This is a genomic window from Pseudoalteromonas sp. J2K-J031 (assembly GCF_058197095.2).
The window spans coordinates 531753-555374 of the sequence record NZ_CM200279.1 but is presented as its reverse complement, the minus strand read 5'-3'; the positions used below and the strand labels follow the sequence as shown (position 1 = coordinate 555374).

Annotated in this window: 17 protein-coding genes and 1 riboswitch; of the genes, 8 read left to right on the top strand and 9 right to left on the bottom strand. The window is 39.6% G+C overall.

Features of this window, described 5'->3' with window-relative positions; genetic code table 11:
• Positions 1 to 48: 48 nt before the first annotated feature.
• Positions 49 to 1932 (bottom strand): TonB-dependent receptor domain-containing protein, encoded by a 1884-nt coding sequence (locus AC3KZC_RS02550; RefSeq protein WP_490578182.1) that lies wholly within the window; start codon positions 1930 to 1932, stop codon positions 49 to 51.
• Between the two features lie 35 nt (positions 1933 to 1967).
• Positions 1968 to 2155: riboswitch (cobalamin riboswitch) on the bottom strand.
• 171 nt (positions 2156 to 2326) lie between these two features.
• Positions 2327 to 2809: a YajQ family cyclic di-GMP-binding protein gene (locus tag AC3KZC_RS02545; RefSeq protein WP_490578183.1), complete on the bottom strand. Its 483-nt coding sequence runs from the start codon at positions 2807 to 2809 to the stop codon at positions 2327 to 2329.
• 214 nt (positions 2810 to 3023) lie between these two features.
• Between AC3KZC_RS02545 and AC3KZC_RS02540 the strand changes: the two genes are divergently transcribed.
• A complete protein-coding gene (locus AC3KZC_RS02540; RefSeq protein WP_490578184.1) occupies positions 3024 to 3371 on the top strand; it encodes a VanZ family protein in 348 nt (115 codons plus the stop codon).
• Entirely contained in the window at positions 3364 to 4290 is a 927-nt protein-coding gene (locus AC3KZC_RS02535; protein ID WP_490578185.1) for a ketopantoate reductase family protein, read from the top strand. The genes AC3KZC_RS02540 and AC3KZC_RS02535 overlap by 8 nt, the downstream gene beginning before the upstream one ends.
• Positions 4291 to 4313: 23 nt before the next feature.
• On the opposite strand, the gene thiI is transcribed toward AC3KZC_RS02535, so the two are convergent.
• A complete protein-coding gene (gene thiI, locus AC3KZC_RS02530) occupies positions 4314 to 5771 on the bottom strand; it encodes a tRNA uracil 4-sulfurtransferase ThiI (protein WP_490578186.1) in 1458 nt (485 codons plus the stop codon).
• Between the two features lie 253 nt (positions 5772 to 6024).
• Here thiI and AC3KZC_RS02525 point away from each other — a divergent pair, with 253 nt between their 5' ends.
• Positions 6025 to 9591 (top strand): methyl-accepting chemotaxis protein, encoded by a 3567-nt coding sequence (locus AC3KZC_RS02525; RefSeq protein ID WP_490578187.1) that lies wholly within the window; start codon positions 6025 to 6027, stop codon positions 9589 to 9591.
• 171 nt (positions 9592 to 9762) lie between these two features.
• Here AC3KZC_RS02525 and AC3KZC_RS02520 read toward each other — a convergent pair whose 3' ends face one another.
• Together AC3KZC_RS02520 and AC3KZC_RS02515 are read right to left on the bottom strand one after the other, a co-directional pair.
• Positions 9763 to 10347, bottom strand: coding sequence for a YceI family protein (locus AC3KZC_RS02520; protein ID WP_490578188.1), 585 nt, complete (start codon positions 10345 to 10347; stop codon positions 9763 to 9765).
• Positions 10348 to 10358: 11 nt separating this feature from the next.
• A complete protein-coding gene (locus tag AC3KZC_RS02515; protein WP_490578189.1) occupies positions 10359 to 10922 on the bottom strand; it encodes a cytochrome b in 564 nt (187 codons plus the stop codon).
• Between the two features lie 142 nt (positions 10923 to 11064).
• Between AC3KZC_RS02515 and AC3KZC_RS02510 the strand changes: the two genes are divergently transcribed.
• A complete protein-coding gene (locus tag AC3KZC_RS02510) occupies positions 11065 to 11934 on the top strand; it encodes a LysR family transcriptional regulator (protein WP_490578190.1) in 870 nt (289 codons plus the stop codon).
• A 43-nt stretch (positions 11935 to 11977) separates the two neighbouring features.
• On the opposite strand, the gene AC3KZC_RS02505 is transcribed toward AC3KZC_RS02510, so the two are convergent.
• Positions 11978 to 14134, bottom strand: coding sequence for a prolyl oligopeptidase family serine peptidase (locus AC3KZC_RS02505; protein WP_490578191.1), 2157 nt, complete (start codon positions 14132 to 14134; stop codon positions 11978 to 11980).
• Positions 14135 to 14286: 152 nt separating this feature from the next.
• On the opposite strand from AC3KZC_RS02505, the gene AC3KZC_RS02500 reads away from it, so the two are divergent.
• On the top strand, positions 14287 to 15360 hold the full coding sequence (locus tag AC3KZC_RS02500; RefSeq protein ID WP_490578192.1) for an ABC transporter substrate-binding protein: 1074 nt from the start codon (positions 14287 to 14289) through the stop codon (positions 15358 to 15360).
• On the opposite strand, the gene AC3KZC_RS02495 is transcribed toward AC3KZC_RS02500, so the two are convergent.
• Positions 15357 to 15530: a hypothetical protein gene (locus AC3KZC_RS02495; RefSeq protein WP_490578193.1), complete on the bottom strand. Its 174-nt coding sequence runs from the start codon at positions 15528 to 15530 to the stop codon at positions 15357 to 15359. The genes AC3KZC_RS02500 and AC3KZC_RS02495 overlap by 4 nt on opposite strands.
• 279 nt (positions 15531 to 15809) lie before the next feature.
• Complete coding sequence (purL, locus tag AC3KZC_RS02490) at positions 15810 to 19694, bottom strand: phosphoribosylformylglycinamidine synthase (RefSeq protein ID WP_490578194.1); 3885 nt, start codon at positions 19692 to 19694, stop codon at positions 15810 to 15812.
• A gap of 234 nt (positions 19695 to 19928) precedes the next feature.
• Between purL and mltF the strand changes: the two genes are divergently transcribed.
• The gene (mltF, locus tag AC3KZC_RS02485) at positions 19929 to 21320 is read left to right on the top strand and encodes a membrane-bound lytic murein transglycosylase MltF (RefSeq protein ID WP_490578195.1); all 1392 of its coding nucleotides are present in this window, start codon (positions 19929 to 19931) and stop codon (positions 21318 to 21320) included.
• 90 nt (positions 21321 to 21410) lie between these two features.
• A complete protein-coding gene (locus tag AC3KZC_RS02480; protein WP_490578196.1) occupies positions 21411 to 21578 on the top strand; it encodes a hypothetical protein in 168 nt (55 codons plus the stop codon).
• Here AC3KZC_RS02480 and tadA read toward each other — a convergent pair.
• Entirely contained in the window at positions 21575 to 22084 is a 510-nt protein-coding gene (gene tadA, locus AC3KZC_RS02475) for a tRNA adenosine(34) deaminase TadA (protein ID WP_490578197.1), read from the bottom strand. The two genes, AC3KZC_RS02480 and tadA, sit on opposite strands and share 4 nt — an antisense overlap.
• Positions 22085 to 22268: 184 nt before the next feature.
• On the opposite strand from tadA, the gene AC3KZC_RS02470 reads away from it, so the two are divergent.
• Entirely contained in the window at positions 22269 to 23573 is a 1305-nt protein-coding gene (locus AC3KZC_RS02470; RefSeq protein ID WP_490578198.1) for an inosine/guanosine kinase, read from the top strand.
• Positions 23574 to 23622: the final 49 nt, after the last annotated feature.

The window sequence follows — 23622 nt, the reverse complement described above, 5'->3', positions numbered from 1 at the left end:
AACTTCAGAGTTCGCCTTTTCATTTAATTTTTTAATTGTTAGTCACAATTAAAAACGGTAGCTACCGCCAACATAAACCTGACGGCCTAATGGCACATACCCTAATACGTCACCCGTAGCGGTATAACCTGTACCAGCAGTGATGTATTGTTTATCGGTTAAGTTTTCAATGCGAGCGTGAAACTTAAAGCCATTAAACACTTCATAGTTTGCAGATAAATTAAATATCGTAAACGCTGGCAATGTTGTCGCTTCAGATTTTCCTGCCGCTGCATTATACAAGGCAATTGAAGGACGAGATGAGCGGTATTGCATTGCAAAACTCACATCAAATAAATCCCATGCTTTTGATATCGAATAGTTAAATGTTTCTGAGGGGCGACGAACTAAATCTTTACCTTGATCATCTTCTGCATCTAATAGCGTTAAATTAACGTTGTGACCAAAACCAAACGCCTGCACATTCGCGCTAAATTCAGCCCCTTCCATTGTGGCTAAATCAATGTTGTATGGAATGTATTTTTTAGTAGCAACGTCGTATTTATTCGAAATTAAATTATCAATTTTATTACGAAATACTGCGACATCGTACTGAGCCGAACCAGTATCTAAACTAAAACCAATCTCGTTATTCGTTGCTTCTTCAGGTTTAATTTGCTCATTAGGTAAATACCAAGGGCTATTTTTTACAAATGCATTAGTCAGTGACGGTGCTCTAAACGCAGTACCGTGATTAATTCTAAACGTCGCCTGTGAATTAAATTGATAGCCCACACCTGTGGTATACGTATTGGCACGACCATGATGTTCATAATCATCGGTGCGCACAACTGCATTGGCAATAAATTTGTTATCTTGATAAAAACCGCCTACAAAAAAGGCTTGGTTATCACGTTCAGCGATTGAAAACTCAGCTGATGCACTGCCTAAATCTTCCGTTAAGCGATTGAATCCGCCTGTAATTTGAACGGCATCCGATACTGTATATAAACCTCGGTATTCAAGCTCAACACGCTCAGTACTATAAACATCGTGTTTTGGCGTACCCGTTTGGGTGTTTTCTTCTTGTGCGAAACTGATTGAAGCATAATGTGCAAAGTCAGCTAATTTTTTCGACCACGATAATTTGCTAGTGTAATTTTCAAATTCATACGCATCGTTACCCCATGCGTTATCATATTCACCCTCACCTTCGCTATACTGACCCACTAAAGCAAAAACACCCAGTTCTGCAGCATCGTAAGCAAAGTTTGCACCTACGTTTTTATTACGATAGCCATCATCATCATGATCTTTACCCACGGCTTTTGCTGGGTCTTTTTGAGTCACGTCATACCCATCGGTATCTTCAAAGCCAAGGTTAAAGCTCAGTGCTACTTTATCAGTCGAAAAGCTGCCTGCTTGCTGATAATTAACATAATTATGCGTACCTGTGGTAATTGAAACCTCATGCTGTGTTGCTTGGCGCGTGATAATGTTAATCACCCCAGCAATGGCATCAGAACCATAAATAGCCGCGCGAGCACCTTTAACAACTTCAATACGTTCGATGCTATTAACTGGAATATTGGTAAACGAAACAGCACCAGAATTAGCATCACTAATACGTACACCATTGACTAAAACTAAGGTGTGTTTAGCTGCCGCACCGCGCACAAAAATATCGGCTTTTTGACCAAAACCACCGTTACGCACCAAGTCGATACCCGCTACGGTATTTAATAACGAAGGCAAGTCGCGGATATTTGATTGTTCAATTTCAGCACGGTCAATAATATTAACGGTTGCTAATGAGTGGTTAAGCGCTTGCTCAAACTTATTAGCCGTGACAGTGATACGTTCAATAGGTTGTTGATTTGAATTAGTTTGTGCCGTTGCACTAAACGAAATAGCAGCGCACACCGCAAGTGCAGTTTTAGATTGGTAAAACATGATGTCTCCTTTGTGCCCACCGCACAAATGTAAGTAGCTAATGAATAATTAAGGCCGGTATCCGGGCTTTAGCCTATCTGTGTATCAAACAAAGATTGCTATTACCGTTGCGGGGGCAGCGTTGGAATAAATCAAAAGATGGCACCAACTTCCCGATTATCCTCATAAATATGCACTTCTTAGAATTCAGTGTATTTGAGGCACCTTAATTGAGAATGTATCTATCAGAAAACCAGACTGTTTATATGTGATAGTTACAACGGCGCGTATTGTGATGAGATTAACAATAATTGTCAATGGACGTACGGATGTCCAAAACCAAATAAAGATGAAACTGAAATAAACAAGCCAGCATTTTGTGATGCTGGCTTGTCATCAATATTGCAATAAAGAATCAATCGCGGAAGTTTTTAAACTGGAAAGGTTGCCCTAAATCAGAGGTGCGAATTAACTGCATCGCCTCTTGTAAATCATCACGCTTTTTACCTGTTACGCGTACTTCTTCACCTTGAATAGATGCTTGCACTTTAATTTTTGCATCTTTGATAAGTTTGACGATTTTTTTCGCCATTTCTTTTTCGATACCTTGCTGCACCGCAACTTGCTGACTACAGCGACGGCCAGTGTAAGAAACTTCCTTCACTTCAAAGCTTTTAACATCAAGACCACGTTTAACCGCACAACCAGTTAAAATTGGAAACATTTGCTGCAGCTGAAAATCCGCATCAGCATGCATAGTAATGGTTTCTTTAGTGATCTCAAACGTTGCATCAATATTACGAAAATCAAAACGAGTGGCAATTTCACGATTGGCATTATCAACTGCATTTTGTGCTTCAGACATTTCAACTTCAGATACAATATCAAAAGATGGCATAAGTGCTCTCCTAAACAATAATGGACTGATTATACCCATATCAGTGGTTACATTCAAAAAACAAGTTGAGCAATCAACACAATAAACAGTTGCCGATAAACACCATAAAAATAAGTGACACGATAAAAAGGCACCGCAAATTTAACAAAAAACCATCAATCTCGTTAAGTTTGTTTGTTATACTGGCGTCCTATTTTCTCTAAGAGTTCGAATTGTGAGTCGACGCATTTATCAAATATTGTTTTTTATCGCTGTATTAGCTTTTACCGTGCTATTTGCTAAAGAAATAAAATCAGGCCTGCCGCTCTTTCCTCATATCGATAAAGTAGCTCACTTTGGTATTTTCTTTATTTTAGCGGCATTGTTATCTCACGCTGTAAAGGCACCTTTATGGGTGTATATACTTCTGTTAGCTGCATATGGTGGTGCGATTGAAATGATGCAGCACACATTACCTCATAGGCAGGCATCATTAGGTGATTTTGTTGCCGATACCCTTGGTGCGGTCAGCTATTTTATCGCTCAGGCTATTTGGCAACGTCGAGCAAAAAAACATGCCTAGAGTCCACATTATTGGTCAAGGCGCTATTGGATTACTTTATGGCTATTTTTTAAAATCCGTTGCAGATGTCACGTTTTATTTAAAACAGCCAAGTACAGCCAAACAATACCACTACCAAGTGGGTAAATCCGTTGAGTTATGCGATTTTAATCATCAAACGAGTAACAACCTTGAGCCAATCGAATTTGTTATAATCCCAACCAAAGCATTTGCAGTACTCGATGCTTTTATGCAAATTAAGCCACGTTTAACAAAAAATGCAGTCATTATTTTAAGCCATAATGGCATGGGCAGTATTGAACAAATAGCACCGCTACTTGTTGGTCAGCAGCAGCTGTATTTTTTAACCACCACACAAGCGGCATATAAGCCTGCCCCTTTACATGTTATTCATACTGGTCAGGGGGCAAGTAATTTAGGGCCAATAAATCATGCGGCCAAACAATCTCAACATCAGGTTGCTGCATTTTTAAAACCTGCATTTGCACACTTAAATTTAGTGTCTGATATCGACCAACTTTTATGGCAAAAGCTACTGATTAACGTTGCAATTAACCCTCTTAGCGCAGTGCATAATGTACAAAACGGTCAATTAACAGCCCCACATTTTGCAAGCCAAGTCTTTAATTTAGTTTATGAAGTGTATTTGGTGGCGCAATCACAAGGCATTCGACTTGAACTCGCCAAAGCCTTGCAGTTAGCGTATCAAGTGATGCGCTCAACGGCTGATAATTATTCGTCGATGAATCGCGATATCACACTGGGTAAAACAACTGAAATAACCGCTATTTGTGGTTATGTAGTTGAAATAGCAAAATTACAAAATATTCAAACACCTTTTAATAAACAAATACTTGGCATAGTTAAAGCACTTGAAAAAACAAAAAAAAGCGCACCTATCGATACGCCTTTACATTAATTCACTGAGTATTGTTCGCTTCTTTAGGGGCGATACACTTTGACATTACCATAGCCATTTTCATGTAAGATCAATGCTTGTAATTGGCTCATAACCCCTTTTGAGCAATAAAGGAAATATTCTTTATCCTGAGGTAAATCACCAAATTTAGTCGCCAAACGGAAAAATGGTAGATGAATCACTTCAATCCCCTCGAGTTCAAGCGGCTTAGCATCTTCTTCTTCAGGGGAGCGGATATCGACTACCACAGCACCAACGGGTAAATCCTGCACCGATTCAGCTTCTTTTACTTCTTCTTTCGCTTCTTTTTGGATATCTCGAATATCCATCACACGGGCATTGGTAACCACGGTTTGCAAAATATCAAAATCGAATTTTGTTTCTTCTGCCAATATCGTTTCAAGTTTTGCTTTTACTGTTGGTTTTTTCGAGATCACGCCGCAATATTCTGGCATCGCTTCTGCCATTTCAGAGGTGCCAATTTGGCGAGCGATATTAATAATCTCTTGCTTATCGTATTGAATAAGCGGGCGTAAAATAAGCGTATCTGTTACTTGGTCTATTACATTTAAATTGGCCAAGGTTTGGCTTGAGACTTGACCTAAACTTTCACCTGTCACTAACGCATCAATGCCAAACTGTTTTGCAACTAAGCTACCTGCACGCATCATCATACGTTTTAATACAACACCCATTTGGCTGTTTTCAACATTTTCGAGTATTTCAGCGACTACCGGTTCAAAATCAACACTAATAAACTTTACTTTGTGGGTTGAACTATATTTATCCCACAGAAAATAACTCGCTTGCTTGACGCCAATTTCATGGGCTGCACCGCCCAGATTAAAGAATAAAAAGTGCGTGCGCGCGCCCTTACGGATCATTTGATAAGTAGCGACACCCGAATCAAACCCACCTGACATCAAAGACAATACATCTTCTTGAGTTGGAAGAGGAAAGCCCGCAATACCTAAATGCGTTTCGGTAACGATATAAGCACGTTGATCTTTTATCTCAATCTTGATTGTTTCTTGAGGGTGTTTTAAACGCACACTTGCACCTGGCACATTTTGATTTAAGCCACCACCCACGTAACGCTCAACATCGGTTGAGGTAAACTCATGTTTACCTTGACGCTTACAGCGAACGCAAAATGTTTTACCCGCTACGATGTCGTAATTAAGCTTTAAAGTTGCTTGATAAATATCATCGAGTGTTTCAAATGCAATTTCTTGCACTTCGATAAATTGCACAATACCCGGAATTCTTTTTAATCCATCAATTAACGCCTCACGTATTAAAGGATTTTCACTTTTAGAAACAACACTAACATTATCATAGTTATTAATGATTTTTGCAGCTTCATCGATACGACGAATTACAATTTTAATGTTATTTTCTAATAACTTAGTAAAGCGTTTACGAACCGGACGACTCTTAATAGAAATCTCAGGGTGCAATTTAACAATAAATTTAAACATCTCAACTCACTCACTCAGCGACAAGCGCGCGATTATAGCAAATCAGACCGAGAGTAGGAAATTTGTTGCACACCTAACAGCAAGGGCTTCTTGTACCAATTTATCTATTTTCACTATAGAAATAATTGAGCACAAACGACATAAACTACTGCGAAAATATAAATAATCGGTTTTTACTACAAACTTGCATTTTGTACCTATACTTTCTGAGGTACAAAACTCTCAATTTATTTTAACTAGTAAGGACGCTGGCATGATGGGCATGTTCAATCAACTCACGTTACAAAAAAAGTTAACCTATTTACTGTTACTTATTGGCATTTTACCCGCTACATTTTTAGCTATTACAGCGCTGTATAACTCAACGAGTGCCATCCACAATATCAAAGCCGATAACCTTTCTGCGATAGCAAGCCTAAAATCCAATGCGATAGAGAACTACTTAAATCAAGCAACCCAACAACTTAGAAGCCTCTCTCACCAATCAGCCTTAAAGCAGAGTTTTAATGCTTTCAGTGAAAGTTTTGGCCTTGTGGCCAAGCAAGATACCTCTCAACTCTCCGATTTTTATCACTCTAAATTTGCCACAACCTATAAAGAAAAAAGCACTCAATCAATTAATGTTGATGCAATTTATGAACAACTCTCTGAATCAGCCAGAGACTTACAGACCGTTTATATCAGTAATAATCACCATCCTGTTGGCGCAAAGCACTTACTGCAAAGCAATAAAGATGGCTTGCCTTATGATTTAGCACATCAAAAATTCCACCCGGATTTAGCCCGGTTTGTAGCCGACTTTGGTTATTACGATCTTTTTTTAGTCGATGCAGCTTCGGGAAATGTTATTTACAGCGTTTATAAAGAAGTAGATTTTGCAACCAATTTAATTAATGGCCCCTATAAAGATAGCGGCCTTGCCCATGCATTTGAACAAGCACGCAAAAGTACAGATAACTCTGTCAGTATGATCGATTACCAGCCTTACACGCCATCTTACGCCTCTCCTGCTAGCTTTATTTCAACCCCACTTTTTGATCAAGGCACGCTCGTAGGTGTATTAATTTTACAATTACCACTGGATAAAATAACCCAAGTTATGAACTCTAACTTTGGTTTAGGTGAAACAGGTGAGTCTTACTTAGTGGGATCTGATTTAAAACTTCGCTCAAACAGTTTTTTTGACTCTTCAATGACTGTCGCTAAAAGCTTTGCAGAACCAATAAATCGCCTTGCTAATCGCGATAATATTAACCGCGCGTTAAAAGGTGAGAAAGGTGTTATTGAAACAAAAAATTATAATGGTGATGATGTTTTAAGCGCATTTGAAGGGATTGATCTTCATGGTAATCGATGGGCGCTAATTATCGAGCAAAACAAAAGTGAGGCTTTTGTTTTGGTGTACAATTTAGCCACTATTTTTTCGGTCATCTTGGTTATTGTTACTGCTATTATCGCGTTTTTAGCCATTCGTTTTGCAACCAGTATTGCGATGCCAATAAAAAAATTGTCTACGTTCTTGTTAAAACTTAAAGATCAATGGCAGTTCTCGATGCGCGCCCCTGTATTTGGCAATGATGAAACCGCACAAGCAGCCAAATCACTCAATGAAATGCTCAGCTCTTTAGAAAATGCTGTCGGTGATATAAACAACACTATGTCACAGTTAGCTGAAGGGCAATTTAAAGCCCGGGTCGGTGTAAAGGTCGATGGCGACCTCAACACATTAAAAAATACGATTAACTCCTCAGCCACCAGCATTGATACTGCAATCGATGAAATAAGCCAAGTGATGCAAACCATGCGCAACGGTCGCTTTGATCAAATAGCTAAAGTGGACAGTAAAGGCCAACTCGCGCAACTGACCGAGAATGTCAATCTAACGGCCAAGTCCTTAGGTCAGTTTATGAAAGAAGGTGTCAATGTCATGCAACAAGTTGAGCAAGGACAATACCATAATCGCGTTAATATTGAGTGCCAAGGTGAATTATTACATTTTAAAGAAGCGATAAACTTATCGGTCACCAATACAGAAATAGTCATTGATGAAATTGTGAGTGTCATGGCCGCAATTGAGCAAGGTAATTACAGCAAAAAAATTCAATGCCACGCTAAAGGCCAGCTTAATCAGCTCAAAGAAGCGATTAATGATTCAGCGAAGAGCACTTCTACTTTCATTTCTGGCGCAGTCGATGTAATGCAATCTTTATCGCAGGGTAACTTTGATGTTTGCCTTGATGTACCTAGTAAAGGCGAGCTAAAAACACTGCAAGATTGTATTAATACCGCAGCGCACGATACTGACAATGTGATTTCTGACATTATTAATGTGATGCAAGATATTGAGAATGGTCAATTTACTAGCCAAGTACAAAGCCCCGCCAAAGGGCAGCTCGCACAATTAAAAACAGCCATTAACTCCTCAGCCAGCGCAACATCGTCATTTATTAACGATGCAGTTTCAGTGATGCAATCGCTGTCTAAAGGTAATTTTACCAATCAATTAACTGTATTAGCCAATGGCGACTTGGCAACATTAAAAAACTGCATTAATACCGCAGCAAAAGATACCAACATAGTTATTTCAGACATTATTACGGTCATGCAAAAAGTCGCTCGTGGTGAATTTGAGCAGCAAGTCGCTGTAGCTGCGTCAGGGCAATTGCTCGACCTTAAAAATAATGTCAATAATGCAGCAACACGATGTGATATTGTTGTCCATGCGGTTTCTGATGTAATGCAAGCATTGGCAAAAGGGCAACTTGAAAAACGCATTGATATTGAAAGCAGTGGTGATTTTGCCAAATTAGTTGAAGCAGTAAATGCAACATCGGATACGTTAGCAACTATTTTTGGCCAAACTAAACATGTAATGGGAGCTGTTGCAAAAGGAGATTTAACTCACTCGATTTCATTTAAAAGTGAAGGCGAATACGAACTTGTCAAACAAAGTATTAATCAAACCGTACAAAACCTAGTATTGATGATTGAAGACATCCATAAAACTGCAGATATTGTCACTCACAAAGCACAGCAATCTTCCGAAGAAACTAGCCATATTAATCAAAGTGTTTTTGAACAAGTTGATAATTTACAAACCATCAGTAATGCGATGGTTAATATGAATGATGCGATTATTAAAACCGTTAATCAGACAGAGCAATCGATGGAACTCTCGGTCAAAGCCTACGATTTCGCCAATAATGGCGAACAAGTTGTAGCAAAAGTGATTGCGGCGATGCAAGAAATCAACCACTCAGCAAAAAAAATGTCGAGTATTATTAGTGTGATAGATGAAATTGCTTTCCAAACAAATTTACTTGCTCTCAATGCAGCCGTAGAAGCAGCGCGTGCAGGCGAACAAGGCAGAGGGTTTGCTGTCGTTGCAGCAGAAGTAAGAAACCTCGCCCAGCGCTCTGCCGCTGCAGCGAAAGAAATATCTGTATTAATCAAAGAGTCTGCCAGCAAAGTCCAATCAGGTGTGGTACTTGCAACTGAATCGGGGACTATTTTACGCCATATCACAGTTTCAAGTCATGAAGTTAAAGATGTTATTAACTCAGTCACTGAAGCAATGCAGTTACAATCAGGACAAGTAGCTTCTGTGACGCAATCTGTAAAACGAGTTGATAATGGCGCACAAGAAAATGCGACTATGCTCAATAATTTGGCGACAAACTTCAAGCAAGTAGAGCATCAAGCTGATACTTTACAAGCACTTATTAATAAGTTTAAGCTTATTGAACAAGGCTACCTTCCACTCAACAAACCTCTTATTCCTCTGAGTAGTAAGCCTAATAAACGCTTAAGTAGCGTTTAAAAACAAGGCGCATATTAAGCAGCTTGATCATGCTTTACGAAACATTTACCCACTTAAGGAGTATTACCATATCCTGACACGCTGGTTACCAGAACAATTTCATGTTGAGTTAATCAAAAGCTTACAGCAAGAAGTGAGTCAATATGGCGTCATTGTGACGCCATAAAGTATTTATTGACGAATGCCTTCAATCGACAGCTCAATTTCAACATGCGTTGAAGCTGGGCCTAAATTATAATCAATACCGTAATCAGTTAATTTTAATGATGTTGCGCCAGCAAAACCAGCACGGTAACCACCCCAAGGATCTTGACCCTCACCTATTTTTTCAACCGGAAAACTAATGGTTTTACTCACGCCGTGTAACGTGAATACACCTGTTACAGTTCCATTCGTTTCGTTATCGAATTTAATTTGAGTGCTTTTAAAGCTGGCTGTTGGATAACTTTTCACATCAAGAAAATCTTTACCTTTTAAATGCTTATCACGCTCTGCATGATTTGAATCTAAGCTTGCAGTATTAATTTCAATGTTAATTTGTGAATCATTAATTTTAGCCGCATCATACGAAAAATTACCATCAAATTGGTTAAAACGACCATGTAACCAACTATAACCTAAGTGCTTAATTTTAAAATTAATAAATGCATGAGCACCTGCAACATCTACTTTGTATTCTGCTGCATTGACCACTGAGCTATTAAATGTAAAAAGTGACGCTGCGGCAAGTGATGCTGCTAACAATGATTTTTTCATAACTTTTTTCCTTATGATGAAGTGTTACTCACTTTAAACATCCGAGTGAGCGTACGATCTTTGTTGATAAAATGATGTTTGAATGCAGCAAGAGCATGAACACCAGCAAATATAACTAAGCTCCACGCCAGCCAAAAATGTATTTCCCCTGCGATATCTTCCTGCTGTTCGATACTCGCAGGCATGGCTGGCAGGTTAAACAAACCAAACACATCTATACTTCGGCCATCGGCCGTAGATATAAAATACCCAGTTAACATTACAAGCAGCATCACACTATAAAGCAGTAAATGCATATAATGTGCAACTCGATTTAACGTTGTCGCTGCAACGGTGGTATCAACAGGGGCTGGTGTCGGATTAAATATACGCCATGCAAAACGGATGAGCAGCAATAAAAATAAACTCACTCCAATGCTTTTATGTAAATCAAGCGAACCGGTATACCACGCGTCGTAATATGTTAATTCAACCATATAGAGACCCAAACCAAATAAAAATAAAATGGCTAAAGCCATAAACCAATGCAACAAAATAGCTACCAAGCCATAGCCCGCTATCGTATTTTTAAACATGAGAGACTCTTAAACGAAAATATAATTACAGTTTACGGCAATCTGTTTTTTAAAAAATAGCGAAAAATGCAAAATGAATGTGCATTTTTGCACAAGCTCGCTACACTAAAACTCGTTTTTATCACATAGAATCAGTCACCGTATGCAAAAAACAAGTTGGGATGATTATCGCATTGCGTATCAAGTTGCGGTTGATGGCAGCTTAAGTAAAGCGGCCATCACGCTGAATATTAACCATACTACGGTCCTTCGCCACATCAACCAACTTGAAGATTCATTAGGTATTAAGTTATTTATTCGTCATCAACGAGGTTACCAACTGACCGATGCTGGCTTTTTACTCTTAAACAATATGCCAAACGTTAATAACCAACTGACCCGCTTACAAAATATGCTGTGTGATAGTGAAGGTGAAATTATGGGAATGTTGCGCATTACATCGGTATTAACTTATTCAAAAATTCTCAACCCCGCACTTAAGGCCTTCATTAAACAATACCCTAAATTACGCATCGAGTTAGTTTCTACCGATGACATTGTCCCCCTTGAAAGTGGCGCGGTTCATGTTTCAATCCGTATTGGTAAAAAACCAACCGATGGTGACATTATTGTCAAAAAGTTAACCGATGTTGAGTTTGCGTATTATGCCACCGCGGAATATGTTGCAGAGCATGGTGTGCCAACCTCAACAAACCACTTTAAACAACACTTTTGGGTATTACCAAGTCAGGGTAAGCGTTCAATTCCGTTTATAAAGCATATAACTGAACACATTGAAGAAGAGAATATAATTTATCAAAGTAATAGCTTTCCTGATGTTCATCAGGCTGTTATAGATGGTTTTGGTATTGGCCCACTTGATTTACAACAAGCAAAACAGCACCCTAATCTTCACAAAATAGCAGCTATTGATATTCCATTAAGTGAATCATTGTGGTTTGTTTATCACCGTGATTTAAAACACAGTAATCGGGTAAAAGCTCTGTATCAATTTCTATCAAAGCACTTATAAAAAAGGGCACTGCGAATGCGCAATACCCTCCAAAAAGAAATAACTATAGTTTAGTTATCCCCATGTTATATAAAGTAAAACCATAAATATCTGCATATTGCTCAATGATCTTACTCGTTGGCGTACCTGCACCATGACCCGCATTCGTTTCGATACGAATTAATGTCGGATTTGAACCTGCTTGTTTATCTTGCAATTGGGCCGCAAATTTAAACGAGTGCGCAGGTACAACACGGTCATCATGATCACCTGTGGTGATAAGCGTTGCAGGATACTGTACACCCGCCTTCACATTATGAACTGGTGAATAACCTAGTAAATAATCAAACATTTCTTTACTTTGATCTGCTGTACCGTAGTCATAAGCCCAACCAGCACCTGCGGTAAAGGTATGATAACGTAGCATATCAAGTACACCGACAGCTGGTAATGCAACTTTAAATAACTCCGGGCGTTGAGTCATAACAGCACCCACTAACAAGCCACCGTTTGAGCCACCACGTAGTGCTAAATAATTGCTTGAAGTATATTTTTCTGCAATCAAAAACTCAGCCGCTGCAATAAAATCATCAAAAACATTTTGTTTCTGTAGTTGCGTGCCCGCATCATGCCATTTACGACCATACTCACCACCGCCACGAATATTCGCAACCGCATAAACACCACCTTGCTCTAACCAAGCAGCCGTTGCTGGGCTATAAGCGGGCGTTAAACTGGCATTAAAACCGCCGTAACCATATAAAATTGTTGGGTTATTGCCATCAAGCTTGGTGTCTTTTTTATAAGTAATGATCATGGGTACTTGTGTACCATCTTTCGACTTGTAAAAAACTTGCTTCGACTCGTAGTTATCGCCATCAAACTGTGCGCCCGACTTACGATATACAGCTGAATCTCCAGTCTCAATATCAAAGCTGAATGTTGTACCTGGCGTTTTATAATTAGTGAACGAGTAATAAATCGTGCTCTGATCTTCTTTACCTGAAAACCCTTGTGCAGTGCCAACACCAGGCAAAGCAATGTCACGTACAAACTTTCCTTGCTTATCGTACTGCTTCACTTTTGAAATAGCATCAACCATATATTTAGCAAAAATATATTTACCCGCTGTTGAAACACTCAGTACATTCTCAGTTTCAGCGATTAAATCTTGCCAATTCTCAGGTTGTGGCTTTGCTGCATCAACCGTCACTACTTTTTTATTTGCTGCATTTAAGTTCGTGACTAAAATTAACTTAGACCCTTGATTATCAAGTAAATATGTATCTGAATCTGTATGATCAACAATACTTACAAGCGGACTATCAGGTTGAGTTAAATCTTTAATAAATAATTTATTACCCGATGTTGATGTGCTGGCTGAGATCAGTAAATAGCGATTATCTTCTGTCACGTTGCCACCAACATAACGATGTTTTTGCGCCTCAACACCACCATAAATTAACTTATCATCCTGCTGAGATGTCCCTATTTGGTGATAATACAATTTATGCTGATCTGTTTTAGCCGATAATTCGCTACCTTTTGGCTTATCATAACTTGAATAATAAAACCCTTGGTTACCAACCCATGAGATATCGCTGAATTTAATATCTACTAATGCCTCTTCAATCGGCTGCTTAGTTTTGGTATCTATAACAACGATTTTTCGCCAATCACTGCCACCTTCAGATATTTGATACGCCGCTAATGATCCATCTTTTGAAAAACTCAACCCTGACATCGAGGTAGTACCATCGACACTAAATTTATTTGGGTCTAAAAATACTTCAACTTCACCACCTTCAAGCTGACGATAAACAACATATTGATTTTGCAAACCATCATTTTTATAAAAATAGCTATATTCGCCTTCTGTAAAAGGGGCACCGACTTTTTCATAATTCATCAATGCAGCAAGGCGCTCTTTTAATTTATCGCGATAAGGAATGTTTGCCAGATAATCAAATGTCACTTTATTTTGATCTTTCACCCACTGTGCGGTTTGTGCGCTCATATCATCTTCTAACCAACGATAGGGATCAGTTACTTTGGTATCAAAGTATTGATCGACTACTTCATTTTTCATTGTTGTTGGATAGGTTACTTTTATATTGGGTATAGACACCGATGAACTCTCTGCTGTTGTAGCGTTATTAGTCGTGTCATTACAGCCAGTTAATGCAACGAACACCGCACATGCAAGTGCTTTTTTTAACATATATATTTCCCTAAAATAATAATGTGCCGCTACGCTATCACTCCCATTTCTTTTGTCTACCACTAAGAGACAAAGCCCCTAAAAACATCGACTACCTAATCTCGTGGCAACTATAATGGCAAGTACTCACCACCGCTTTTTAAGGCTTAACGATGAAAGCCCCGTTATTACATGTATTCTTTTTTACGGCCCTTTTCTTTTGCAATCCATCACATGCTTTATCTGTCGTGTTTATAAACCCAGGTTTTGCTCACCCCAATCCAACTGGCGATTTCTGGCTAAATACTACGCGCTTTATGCAAGCTGCTGCCGATGATCTCAACGTTGAGCTAACCACGTTTTATGCCAATCGAGATCACATTTATATGAAAACACTGCTGCAAAAAGCTATTCAACTTAAGCCTGATTATTTAATTCTAGTGAACGAAAAAAATGTCGGTCTCAGCATGCTAAAAATGGCTGAACAAGCAAAAATCCCTAGCTTATTTTTGCTTAACGGAATTGATGACGAACAATGGTATAAACACAAAAAAAACACATCGAGTACAGATTACTTTTTAGGCTCAATTGAACCCGACAACTATCAAGCAGGGTTTAAGCTGGCACAAGCAATGCTTGAGCAGATATCCACGACCAATGGTTCTATAAAAGCGCTTGCATTATTAGGCGATTATATTACTCCAGCAAGCCTTGCCCGCACCAAAGGAATGCAAGCAGCGTTTGAATCTAAAGTGGATTTATTAGCAAGCGAAACAGCTAACTGGTCAGCGCAAAAAAGTGAACGTATCACCGCAGCTTGGCTCAAACGAGTACCTGATATTCAACTCATTTGGGCTGCAAATGATCCAATGGCATTTGGCGCGTCGTTGGCGGTTGAAAAAAACCTCTCAAAAACACATCAAATTGTTGTCGGTGGGATTAATTGGGACGAAAAACCTGTTTATGGTGAAAAGGTACGTTCACTTGGGGGGCATGTCACGCTAGGCGGTTATGCGATTGTTTACCTTAACGACTTATCAAAAAGATTAATTCAAAGCCATCAAAATAAACAATTACTTGATATTTTTACTGATGAAACAAAACAATGCAGTAAGGATATTATCAACCTAATAAACAACAACGAAATAGGTCGAATCGATTTTTCAGCATTTAGCTTAGCGCATCATTCAACTAAAAATTACACCGTAGAAAATCTTGCGCTGCAGATCCAACCAAAAGCTGATTAATCAGTGCTAAGGCTCGTTTTCAACTTTAACATTTCTGCTTTTATTTCCTGTAAATACGGGTCGTCATAGCCAAGTTTTTCAAACTCGTTAATACACGCTTGATAGCGTCCAATCACGTCTTCTGCGGTTTCTTTTTGAGCTGGGTGAATATTTGCTTTAGTAAGTTCCATCTTATTGCCTAATGAGCTAATTGCTTGGCGAAATTATAGTTCTAAAGTGAATACTCTACCTAGGTGAGCTTATTGAACTTTTTATGACAATAAAATGAACGATATCGACAGCCCCATTAAATACCATTTAAAAACAACTACATAAAAAGACAACAGAATAGATACTCTATTGCTCGAATTGCAATTACCTCTTATTACACCACTGAAATAAGGCAATCTCTCACAAATTTAATCGACAAAAAAGCCGCTTTTTGAAGCGGCTTTTTATTGATGGCTTAATTAACCAATATTTTTACGAGCGTTGCGGAACATGCGCATCCACGGGCTATCTTCTAACCACTCATCTGGATGCCAAGAATTTGCAACGGTTCTGAAAACACGCTCAGGGTGTGGCATCATTACTGTTGCACGACCATCTAAGCTTGTAATCGCCGTAATACCTTCAGGTGAGCCGTTCGGATTGTTTGGATATTGCATGGTTGGGTTACCATAATTATCCACAAACTTAAGTGCAACAGTGCCTGATGCCATAGCTGTTTGTAATGCCACTGCGTTTTTAAATTCGGCATGACCTTCACCATGAGAAACCGCAATCGGCATACGCGAGCCAGCCATACCACTAAAGAAAACTGACGGGCTTTCTTGCACTTCAACTAAGCTAAAACGTGCTTCAAAACGCTCTGACTTATTGGTAACAAAACGCGGCCAATGCTCGGTGCCAGGAATTAACTCACGCATTGATGACAACATCTGACAACCATTACATACACCTAAACTAAAGGTGTCGGTACGGTTAAAGAACGAAACAAATTGCTCGCGCGCTTGCTCATTAAAGAGAATTGATTTCGCCCAACCTTCGCCCGCACCCAGTACGTCACCGTAAGAGAATCCACCACACGCCACTAAGCCTTTAAACTCATCTAATGAAATACGACCTTCAAGAATATCGCTCATGTGTACGTCAATTGCGCTAAATCCAGCACGGTTAAAGGCAGCAGCCATTTCAACCTGCGAGTTAACACCTTGCTCACGTAAAATAGCCATACGAGGCGCTGCACCTTTGAGGATATAAGGCGCTGCGATATCTTCATTGATATCAAACGTTAATTTCACATTTAAGCCGGGATCTTTAACATCAAATTTAGCTTCATGCTCTTGTTTTGCACCCGCTGGATTATCACGTAATGTTTGCATTTGGAACGTTGTTTCAGCCCAAATAGTACGTAATTCAACACGGCTATGCTCAAGCACCGGTTGACCACCACGAGTAAAGACCACAGAATCAGTATCATTTAACGACCCAATGTCATGACTTACCGCAGTTAATCCATGTTGTGCTAATACGGCAAACACAGCCTCTTTATCGCTATTGCGTACTTGGATTACACCACCTAACTCTTCGTTAAATAATGCTGCAATATCAGATTGACCTAATGCATCAATCGCAACCGTTACACCTACACGTCCAGCAAATGCCATTTCAGCAACAGTAGTGAATAAACCACCGTCTGACTTATCGTGATAAGCTAATAACTTTTGCTCTGCAACCAAGGTTTGCATGGCATTAAAGAAGCCTTTTAGTAACTCAGGGCTATCAACATCAGGGGTTACATCACCTAATTGCTTATAAACTTGCGCAAGGCTTGATGCACCTAAACGGTTTTGACCCGCACCTAAATCAAGTAAAATTAGGCTTGAATCACCTTTATCGGTGCGAAGTTGTGGTGTCACTGTTTTACGAATATCTTCAACACGGCCAAAGGCAGTAATGATCAATGATAATGGGGCAGTAACCGCTTTTTTCTCGCCGTTTTCTTCCCATTGCGTCTTCATCGACATTGAATCTTTACCCACAGGGATTGTTAAGCCTAATGCAGGACATAACTCTTCACCAATGGCTTTTACCGCTTCATATAAACCTGCATCTTCACCTGGATGGCCTGCAGCAGACATCCAGTTAGCCGATAATTTAATGTTGTTTAAACAACCAATATCAGCACCCGCAATGTTTGTTAATGACTCAGCGACTGCCAATCTGGCTGATGCACCAAAGTTTAATAATGCCGCAGGTGTACGCTCACCTAGCGACATTGCTTCGCCATGATAAGTATCAAATGCAGCAGCTGTCACCGCACAATCGGCAACAGGCACTTGCCAAGGGCCAACCATTTGGTCGCGCGATACTAAACCCGTAACACTACGGTCACCAATGGTGATTAAGAAGGTTTTTTCAGCAATCGTCGGTAAACGTAATAAACGTTTAGCAGCATCATCTAATGTAATGCCATCAAAATTAAGTGCTTGACCTTGCGCTTTTTGAGTCACCACATCACGATGCATTTTAGGTGCTTTACCTAATAAAACTTCTAGTGGTAAATCAACCGGATTGTTATCAAAATGGCTATCAGAAACCGTTAAATGGCGCTCTTCAGTCGCCTCACCAATCACAGCATATTGCGCGCGTTCACGCTTACAAATCGCTTCAAAACGAGCGAAATCTTCAGCTGCAACCGCTAATACGTAACGCTCTTGTGATTCATTACACCAAATTTCGTGTGGTGCCATGCCTGGCTCATCGTTTGGCACATTGCGTAATTCGAATTTACCACCACGGCCACCATCATTCACTAATTCAGGGAATGCATTTGAAATACCGCCAGCACCCACATCATGAATAAACGCAATTGGATTTGCATCACCTAACTGCCAACATTTATCGATCACTTCTTGGCAACGACGTTCCATTTCTGGGTTTTCACGTTGTACAGAGGCAAAATCAAGGTCTTCATTTGATTGACCTGAAGCCATACTAGACGCAGCACCACCGCCTAAACCGATGTTCATTGCCGGGCCGCCTAATACAATTAACTTAGCGCCGACTGGAATTTCACCTTTTTGTACATGATCGGTACGAATATTCCCTAAACCACCGGCAAGCATAATTGGCTTGTGGTAACCACGAACTTCAATACCGTTATGACTGTTTACTTGCTCTTCGTAAGTACGGAAATAACCTAATAAATTTGGACGACCAAACTCATTGTTAAATGCAGCACCACCTAATGGGCCATCAATCATAATGTCTAAGGCGTTAACAATACGCGCTGGTTTACCAAAATTGCTTTCCCATGGTTGTTCAAACCCTGGAATACGTAAGTTAGAAACGGTAAAGCCTACTAAGCCTGCTTTTGGTTTTGAACCACGACCCGTAGCACCTTCATCACGAATTTCACCACCAGAACCGGTTGAAGCACCTGAAAACGGTGCAATTGCTGTTGGATGGTTATGCGTTTCAACTTTCATCAAAATTTCAATATTTTCTTGATGATAAGAATATTCACCGACCGCATTTGGGAAGAAACGACCCGCAAACGAGCCTTTCATTACTGCAGCATTGTCTTTATACGCTGACAATACGTTGGTGGTGTTTACTTCATAGGTATTTTTAATCATTTTGAACAATGATTTCGGCTGTTTAACACCGTCAATTGTCCAATCAGAATTAAAGATTTTATGACGACAATGCTCAGAGTTCGCTTGAGCAAACATAAATAATTCGATGTCGTTCGGGTTACGACCTAACTTTTGGAAGTTTTCAACTAAATAATCAATTTCATCTTCAGCTAAAGCAAAACCTTGCTCAATGTTAGCTTGTACTAACGCATCACGACCACCACCTAAAATGTCCACTGATGACATTGGGCGAGGCTCTTCAACTTTAAAAAGCGCAGCAGCCGCTTCAAGCGAGCTGTGAGTTGCTTCAGTCATGCGGTCATGCACTAATTTAGCTACTTCAGCTAATTGTTCTGCCGTTAAAGAACCTTCAACGTAGTAGGCTACGCCACGTTCAACACGATGAACTTGGCTTAAACCACAATTTTTTGCGATATCCGTTGCTTTTGAAGCCCAAGGAGAAATAGTACCTGGACGTGGTGTAACTAAAATTAACGTTCCTGCAGGCGTGTGCTCAACCGCAGTTGGCCCATAAGTTAATAGTTTTTTCAGTTTATCAAGTTCTGCCGCTTTTAAATCAGCAGTAAGATCAGCAAAATGCATAAACTCGGCATAAACATTTGTGACAGCTAAATTTGCATCAGCACAGCTTTTTAAGATCTTTTGAATTCTAAAATCAGAGAGTGCTGGAGCACCACGTAGGATCAACATAGGTATTTTCATCCGGGGTTAGGAGTGAACGATATATCAATAAAGGCGGTATTATAGTGGAAATAAAACTTGGTTTTAACTCTAAAATCAAAAATTCGCCAAATTAAAAGCCAAAAGCAATGTTACGTTTAGATTTCTAGACTGCTTTACAGAACTAAACGTTTTATATTGTCGCGTGACCCTAACCTGAACATCTGTTATAAAATAAACAGATACCTTTATTTTAAGCTCACTATGCGAATTATTTTCTTGTTAATAAGTTGCTATTTTTTGCTTGCCTGTACTGAGCAAGAAAATGCCACACAACTACAAAAAATCGTACAACAAGAAAAGCTACGCGTAGGAATTCTTGTTGGGCAAAGTACCTATTATTTAGATAATGATGGTGAAGCTGGATTTGAATTCGAGCTAGCTTCTGCTTTTGCTGACTTTTTAGGGGTAAAACTCGAAGTTGTACCTTTTTTTAGTCGAGCTGATATATTTCCTCGTTTAAAAAATGGCAATATCGACATCATAGCTTCAGGACTCTCCCTCAATAAAGAACGAATTAAACAGTATCGTTTTGGTCCGCAGTATCGCACGATTAGCCAAAAACTTGTTTTTAAACAAGGAAACGAGCGCCCTCGAAACTTCTCTCAGCTTAAAGGCTCTTTAACTGTGCTATCTCAAAGCAGCCACGCTGAAAGTTTAAAACAAGCAAAGCTGCGCTTTGAAGAATTATCATGGCAAGAAACCGATGACATGGATGAAGCCGAGCTATTACAAATGATTTTGGATGGCACACTAGATTACACAATCGCTGATTCAAACAATTTAGCTTTATTTCGTCGCTATCATCCCGAATTAAGTATTGGCTTTTCAGTAACAAGAGAAGAGCCCGTTGCTTGGATGTTAGGTGACTCAAATGATGATTCGCTTTATGCCTTGATGATTGAGTTTTTTGGTTTAACAAAACAATCTGGCTTACTGCATGAGCTTGAAGAGAAATATTTCGGCCATGTCCGTCAATTTAACTACATCAATACGCTTTCATTTATTAATGCGGTAAAAACAACTCTACCAAAATACCAAGATTGGTTTATGGAGTATGCTAATGAGTTAGATTGGCGCTTGTTGGCCGCTTTGAGTTATCAAGAGTCAATGTGGGATCCCAAAGCGAAATCTCCTACAGGTGTCAGAGGGATCATGATGCTAACTTTACCAACTGCCAAACAAGTTGGTGTAACCAACAGGCTAGAACCAGAGCAAAATATAAAAGGTGGGGCACTGTATTTATCGCGTTTACTAAACCGAATTCCGCAAAGGGTTAGCTCACCTGACAGGCTTTGGCTTGCATTAGCCGCTTATAATGTTGGTTGGGGTCATGTGAATGACGCAAGAATTATTACAGAACAAGAAGGGGCGGATCCGGATAAATGGGCTGAAGTAAAAAAACGATTACCGCTTTTAATCAAAAAACGATACTATCGGCAAACACGCTATGGCTATGCTAGAGGTGACGTGGCAGTGACCTATGTTGACAACATTCGCCGCTATTATGATACTCTGGTTTGGTTAGATGAAAACAAAGATGAAGTAACTGAGTTTTCTGATAATCCCAGCAATGAACCAAGCACTATAAACTGATAAACATAACAATCTTAATTCAATTGTTACCATAAACATTTTAATTAGTTGTGAATTGTTTCTCCGCTCTCACACTTTTGGAGAAAAATTTTGAAAAGAAGAAACTTAAGAATCAAGAAACGCACATTAAACAAAAGTAATCCAAGAAGACGTATTTTAATCAAAGCACTACGTCGTAAAATTGCAATGCGCCGAAGAATCTTTGAAATGCTCGTAGATAATGATACCCCTATCGTAGTCGCCGAGCCTGTCGTTTAATCCTCAAGCGCACCCTGCTCTTTTCGTTTATTTGCTTGTTTTAATGCTTTGATCTCAGATCGCCTACGCTTAAAAAAAGCAGATAAACGCTGGCCACATTCTTGTGCTAACACCCCCTCAGTTACTTCAAGTTGATGATTAAACTGAGGGTGTTGAACAATGTTCATCACCGATTTCACCGCGCCAGTCTTTAAATCATCTGCCCCATATACCACTCGCTTCATTCGGCTATGTACCAAAGCACCTGCACACATAGCACAGGGCTCAAGCGTGACATAAAGCGTACAGTCAATCATGCGATAATTTTGTAATGCGACCCCTGCATTTCTAATCGCCAACATTTCTGCATGAGCTGAAGGGTCATGACTAATAATCGAGCGATTCCAACCTTCAGCGATAATCTCATCTTGATAAACCACAATAGCACCAACGGGAATTTCTCCCTCAGCTTCTGCTTTATCTGCGCGCAACAACGCTTGTTGCATCCAATATTCATCTGTCTTCATTCGTTGTTAAGTGCATTTATATTCAAAACTATCGGATTATACCCTCTCTCGAAGGTAAAAAATAATCTAGTATTACAAACAATAGAGCATTATTGAGTGAAATAGTGCCAAGTAATAGCACTTAAGCCCCCCTTTACGCTATAATTCGGCGCTTTTTGTTTTAGCTAATCAATGTAGATAAATCATGAAATTTCCAGGACGCCGTAGGCACAAACATTATTTTCCTGTTGAGGCGAAAGATCCTCTCAGTAATCAATTTCAGCAACATACTAAGCTGCAAAATAACTATATCGTCGGAATAGACCAAATCGTCGTTGATATAGAAGCAAAAGTTGATAATAACTTTTTAACGCAATTTGGCCTCAAACGCGGGATGTCTCAAGTTATTGACGATGAAACAACTCACGCGCTGTACGAACATCTCAAAAACAACAAAATGGTTGATTATGAGTTTGCAGGCGGCACAATTGGTAATACCATGCACAATTATTCTGTTTTAGCAGATGATCGTTCAGTTTTACTGGGTGTAATGAGTGAGAACATTAAAATTGGTAGTTATGCCTATCGCTTTTTAAGCAATACCTCAAGCCGTGTTGATTTGGAATACTTACAACCCGTTGATGGCCCTATTGGCCGTTGCTTTACACTTATTGATGAGTCAGGCGAACGCACCTTTGCGATTAGTCCTGGGCTGATGAACAGATTACGTCCTGAATCAATTTCAGAGCAATTAATTACAGAATCTTCAGCCTTAGTGATCAGTGCGTACTTAATGCGTACAGAAGCCTGCGATACAATGACTCAAGCAGCACTCAAAGCAGTTGAGTACGCCAATGCAGCAAATGTTCCTGTCGTGCTAACACTTGGTACTAAATTTTTAATCGAACAAGATCCAACTTGGTGGCAAGAATTTGTTAAGAACCATGTTGATATTCTTGCCATGAATGAAGAAGAAGGTCTAGCGATAACCGGATTTGAAGATCCGCTTCTCGCCACTGAAAAAGCGCTTGATTGGGTTGACTTAGTCATTTGCACTGCTGGTGAAAAAGGCATGTTTTTAGGCGGCTATATCGATGAAAAATGGAAACGTGCGACTACACACATGTTAATGCCAGGTGCAATTCCAGATTTTAATCGTTATGAATATTCTCGCGGTATGCGCTTTCAAGACTGTGAAAAGCCGGTAAAAATCTATTCACATACAGCTCCTTATATGGGTGGACCTGACAGTATTAAAAACACAAATGGTGCTGGTGATGCTGCTCTTGCAGCTGTTTTACATGATTTGAGCGCGAATGTGTATCATCATATTCATGTACCAAACTCAAGCAAACATAAACTCAATGCACTCACTTACTCATCGCTTTCACAGATAAGTAAATATGCAAATCGGGTCAGTTATGAGGTGCTAGTTCAGCACTCCCCACGCCTAACCAAAGGTTTACCAGAACGCGAAGATAGTCTTCAGCAAGCATACTGGGATCATTAAGATAAAACCCCTGACGAGATTCAAGATTTTTATCTGTACCTGTTTAATT

Bases quoted from the DNA above. Each gene is read 5' to 3' on its own strand.
- AC3KZC_RS02550 (WP_490578182.1), bottom strand. From the start codon at position 1,932: ATGTTTTACCAATCTAAAACTGCACTTGCGGTGTGCGCTGCTATTTCG.
- AC3KZC_RS02545 (WP_490578183.1), bottom strand. From the start codon at position 2,809: ATGCCATCTTTTGATATTGTATCTGAAGTTGAAATGTCTGAAGCACAA.
- AC3KZC_RS02535 (WP_490578185.1), top strand. From the start codon at position 3,364: ATGCCTAGAGTCCACATTATTGGTCAAGGCGCTATTGGATTACTTTAT.
- thiI (WP_490578186.1), bottom strand. From the start codon at position 5,771: ATGTTTAAATTTATTGTTAAATTGCACCCTGAGATTTCTATTAAGAGT.
- AC3KZC_RS02525 (WP_490578187.1), top strand. From the start codon at position 6,025: ATGATGGGCATGTTCAATCAACTCACGTTACAAAAAAAGTTAACCTAT.
- AC3KZC_RS02520 (WP_490578188.1), bottom strand. From the start codon at position 10,347: ATGAAAAAATCATTGTTAGCAGCATCACTTGCCGCAGCGTCACTTTTT.
- AC3KZC_RS02515 (WP_490578189.1), bottom strand. From the start codon at position 10,922: ATGTTTAAAAATACGATAGCGGGCTATGGCTTGGTAGCTATTTTGTTG.
- AC3KZC_RS02510 (WP_490578190.1), top strand. From the start codon at position 11,065: ATGCAAAAAACAAGTTGGGATGATTATCGCATTGCGTATCAAGTTGCG.
- AC3KZC_RS02505 (WP_490578191.1), bottom strand. From the start codon at position 14,134: ATGTTAAAAAAAGCACTTGCATGTGCGGTGTTCGTTGCATTAACTGGC.
- AC3KZC_RS02500 (WP_490578192.1), top strand. From the start codon at position 14,287: ATGAAAGCCCCGTTATTACATGTATTCTTTTTTACGGCCCTTTTCTTT.
- AC3KZC_RS02495 (WP_490578193.1), bottom strand. From the start codon at position 15,530: ATGGAACTTACTAAAGCAAATATTCACCCAGCTCAAAAAGAAACCGCA.
- purL (WP_490578194.1), bottom strand. From the start codon at position 19,694: ATGTTGATCCTACGTGGTGCTCCAGCACTCTCTGATTTTAGAATTCAA.
- mltF (WP_490578195.1), top strand. From the start codon at position 19,929: ATGCGAATTATTTTCTTGTTAATAAGTTGCTATTTTTTGCTTGCCTGT.
- tadA (WP_490578197.1), bottom strand. From the start codon at position 22,084: ATGAAGACAGATGAATATTGGATGCAACAAGCGTTGTTGCGCGCAGAT.
- AC3KZC_RS02470 (WP_490578198.1), top strand. From the start codon at position 22,269: ATGAAATTTCCAGGACGCCGTAGGCACAAACATTATTTTCCTGTTGAG.